This is a genomic window from Candidatus Desulfolinea nitratireducens, assembly GCF_982879505.1.
Genome location: NZ_CEYOSI010000283.1, coordinates 1 through 3,730, shown reverse-complemented (window position 1 = coordinate 3,730; position 3,730 = coordinate 1). Strand labels below are relative to the sequence as shown.

Genomic DNA, 3,730 nt, shown 5'->3' with positions numbered 1-3,730 from the left:
CATTCACGTGCGGTTTTGATCGATCAAACTTTTCCTTTGCCATCTCTTTCTCCTTATTAACAAAAAAATGCTCTGACCAGCAACTAGAGCCCTCAATGGGATTTGAACCCATGACCTCGTTCTTACCAAGAACGCGCTCTACCGACTGAGCTATGAGGGCTTAGTGCTCTTCCCCAAAAAAGGGAGTGGGCGGTGACGGATTCGAACCGCCGTAGGCTACTGCCAGCTGATTTACAGTCAGCCCCCGTTGGCCACTTGGGTAACCGCCCAATTTAGATTATTAAGCCGTCACTGGTTCGAGATCAATATCGCGCCTAGCAATGAGGACCAACTATCAATGCCTTGTCAAACTTGGCACAGACTAAAGCCGACGATGGGAATTGAACCCATAACCTGTCGCTTACAAGGCGACTGCTCTGCCGATTGAGCTACGTCGGCAAGGGCATCTCTGCTTTAAGCAGAGCGATTATACCAAATGCTCATCGCGACGGCAAGACATATCCGAGAACGGCCTGGGATATACAGCGTTGGAGTTTATCAGAATTCAAGGGGCAAGTCAAGCAATATTGCAATAAATCAATTCCTTGTTGCAATCACTTGACAAACAGGGAATTTGCTGTAAAATAGAACATATGTTCGATAAACAAATCTGGTGCATATCTTATGAATTCTATTAGACGAAACTACGAATTAGCCCTTGGTGCATTCGAAGAAGCAACCTCGGATCTTGTCTCGAAAGAGAGGCGACAAGAAGCGGCGAAGCGCACTCCCCCACAACTTGCTCCCATACCCCTTGACAAAGTTCTGGCTAAATTTGGAAATTTGCCACAAGACGCCCTCTTCCTTGGGGCAGCTTATGATGGGCTTCCGATCCTGCTCAACTTGAACGACCCAACCCCAGGTCCGATCCTCATCGCCGGAGATCAGGATTGCGGGAAAACAGCGCTTCTGCAAAGGATTGCTCAGGCTACAGCGGTCACTCATAGACCGGCAGGTTTGCAATTTGGGGTCATTACTGACCACCCTGGTGAATGGGAGGGCATCGAAGAAATTAAAAACTGTATGGGAATCTTTCCGACCTTCCATAAAAGCGCAGACGACTTCATCTTATCGCTGGCAGATTGGGCACATAACAATCATAGTGAGCAGCGCTTTGCGCTTCTACTGATTGATAATCTTGAAGCGGTTATGGAGATGAACGACTCTGTGCAACAAAAATTGCGTTGGTTGCTTTTGAGGGGTCCCAATCGCCGGGTATGGCCTATTATCTCCCTAAATGCCGGACGCTGTGGGAAGGTTCTCCCCTGGTTAGCTGCATTTCGCACACGGCTTCTGGGGGCTGTGCGTAATACTGTTGACGCGGAGTCAATTTCCCCCACGCAGGGTGCGGCTCTCCATCTTCTTGAGCCAGGATTGGAGTTTGTTCTAAACGAAAATCGTCAATGGGTAAAGTTCTGGGTTCCACCTGTCTCTCCCCCATATTCTCCCCGCCCGCGAGCGGGATACCATCAATGAAGGAGGTAAATATGCAAGCAGGAATGTTATGGTTCGATAATGATAAAAAGACCACGCTTGGAACCAAGGTAAAAAAAGCGGCTGAGTATTACCATAAAAAATATGGACGCGACCCAAATCTTTGTATGGTGCATCCAAGTATGTTGGCTGAAAAGACTACAGAAGAAAACAAGATTGCCATCCTTCCGTATCAGCCAATCCTACCTGGCCATTTGTGGATCGGGATAGACGATAGCCGATATAAGAAGAAAGTTTAATTGAAACTATACATAAAAGATCTTCAGAGCGATAAACTGAAGGTCTTTTTGATTGATTGACAGAAAAGTGACAGTCACCTACAAGGTGACTGTCACTTTTTATCTATCCAATTCCCACAACCATCGCAATTGCATGGCTTTGGCTATGGCTCAGGCTGACTGACCACGTCTTTAGTTTCATTTTTTTCGCAAGGCGGGCTGCTTCTCCAGAGAGGATCAGCTTTGGCGCTCGCTTTGCGTTACGTTGAACTTCGATTTCCTGCCAGCCAATATCACCAATTCCACATCCGAGGGCTTTTGCCACCGCTTCCTTGGCGGCGAAACGCGCCGCAAGGGACTCGATCCGCCCTGCGCAATCTGCAATCTCACGCTCTGTATAAACACGCTGTAAAAAGCGCTCGCCGTGCCGCTCGATCGTATCAGCGATCCGTTTGGTTTCGATCAGGTCAATGCCGGTTGAAAGTTTCATAGTCAGGACTTACGCAAAATATCTTTTTTCTCGCTGCAACGCTCTGCGTTGTAGCTGTCTACAATACCCCAACGCAGAGCATTGGGACCAGGACTATAAAAATGCGTGAGTCCTAATAGTATCTATTAAAAAATCACGCTCCAGGTGGCGTCCTCGCCGCCGTGGACTGCGGCGGGAACCATTCTAGAATAAATTCCTGAAATAAGTATTGAAAGACTCATTCATTTCAACAGTTATGGTCCCGCCGTTGCAATGGCGAGTCTCTCTAATTCCATATATTTCCGGGCAACAGCGAGAATATCATCCAAGGTGACAGCGCGCACGAGATCAGGGTAGTGACGATAATAATCCAGGCCAAGATCATAACGCTCAATCCGAAGTAATGCACTCGCTACGCCACTGTTTGATTCCAAAGAGAGAGGTAAACTTCCGATATAATTTGTCTGACAATCAAGCAATTCTTCTTCAGTAACGCCATTATTAATGAAAAGTTCCAACTCCTTGATGATCAGATCAATCGCCTTCTCAACATTAGCGGGGTTTACGCCTGCGCTGACATACCAGGCTCCCGGGCCCTGCCCTGCACTCAGGCTGGAGTAGGCGTAATAGGCCAGGCCCGATTTTTCGCGGACAACATCCCCGATCCGGCCCATCAAACCAAATTGACCGAGAACAGAATTTCCGAGTGAGGCAGCCATGAAGTCATCGTCCAGACGCTTGGGGCCCAGAAATCCCAGCATCAGATCTGCCTGGGATTTACCAGCAATAGCATGATGACGTTGCACACGTTCTTCGAGGGGATCCTTTTCTGGCACAGTCGGCTTTGGCGGTTGAGCCGGATTCTCCCAATCGCCAAGCATTTCTTCCACCTGAGCGATGGCATCATCGGCTTCAATTGCACCGACAACCGTCAGAACCATATCTCGCGGGCCGTAAGTATTCTGATGGAATTCAGCCAGGTCATCGCGCGTAATTGCTTTTATCGTTTCAGGAGTGCCATCACCTGAATGCCGATAAGGGTGATCTGCGTAAAGAATCTCATCAAAGACGAGCTCTGCCATATCGCGGGTATCCTGGGCACGGATGGCAAGGCCGGTCAGATATTGGGCACGCAAACGTTCAATATGCTCTTCAGGAAAAGTCGGTTGACGCAAACCATCGGAAAGCATCCCCACCAGGAGAGACAAATCTTCTGCCAATGCACGTCCGCCAAAGCTGATCGTATGCATATTCGCACCGAACCCAAAACTTGCACCGACCGATTCGAGCGCATCGTAGATGGCCTGGAAATCCCGGGTTTTTGTGCCACGCAAGATAGCCGAGGCAGTGAAATCTGCCAGCCCATGTTTTTCATCTGGATCAAATAGCGAGCCCGCAGGAAGATTTCCGCGGAGCACCACAGAGGGGCTGTTAAAATTTGTTCGGCATAAGATCGTGATCCCGTTCCCTAGAACGACACGGGAAATATCATCGGCACCGGGCAGGGCGG

General features: G+C 48.9%; 4 protein-coding genes and 3 tRNA genes. 2 read left to right on the top strand and 5 right to left on the bottom strand.

Features of this window, described 5'->3' with window-relative positions; all coding sequences use genetic code 11:
• Positions 1 to 87: 87 nt before the first annotated feature.
• From AC3DOM_RS16550 to AC3DOM_RS16540, 3 genes are all read right to left on the bottom strand, one after another.
• Positions 88 to 160 (bottom strand) — tRNA-Thr (locus AC3DOM_RS16550).
• Between the two features lie 26 nt (positions 161 to 186).
• A tRNA-Tyr gene (locus AC3DOM_RS16545) sits at positions 187 to 269 on the bottom strand.
• 96 nt (positions 270 to 365) lie between these two features.
• Positions 366 to 438 (bottom strand) — tRNA-Thr (locus AC3DOM_RS16540).
• 225 nt (positions 439 to 663) lie between these two features.
• Between AC3DOM_RS16540 and AC3DOM_RS16535 the strand changes: the two genes are divergently transcribed.
• On the top strand, positions 664 to 1,515 hold the full coding sequence (locus AC3DOM_RS16535; RefSeq protein ID WP_487920140.1) for a hypothetical protein: 852 nt from the start codon (positions 664 to 666) through the stop codon (positions 1,513 to 1,515).
• Positions 1,516 to 1,526: 11 nt separating this feature from the next.
• On the top strand, positions 1,527 to 1,772 hold the full coding sequence (locus tag AC3DOM_RS16530) for a hypothetical protein (protein ID WP_487920139.1): 246 nt from the start codon (positions 1,527 to 1,529) through the stop codon (positions 1,770 to 1,772).
• Positions 1,773 to 1,875: 103 nt separating this feature from the next.
• On the opposite strand, the gene acpS is transcribed toward AC3DOM_RS16530, so the two are convergent.
• Both acpS and AC3DOM_RS16520 read right to left on the bottom strand, forming a co-directional pair.
• Complete coding sequence (gene acpS, locus AC3DOM_RS16525) at positions 1,876 to 2,241, bottom strand: holo-ACP synthase (protein WP_487920138.1); 366 nt, start codon at positions 2,239 to 2,241, stop codon at positions 1,876 to 1,878.
• Between the two features lie 233 nt (positions 2,242 to 2,474).
• A partial coding sequence (locus tag AC3DOM_RS16520) for a M16 family metallopeptidase (RefSeq protein ID WP_487920137.1) occupies positions 2,475 to 3,730 on the bottom strand: 1,256 nt, incomplete at its 5' end.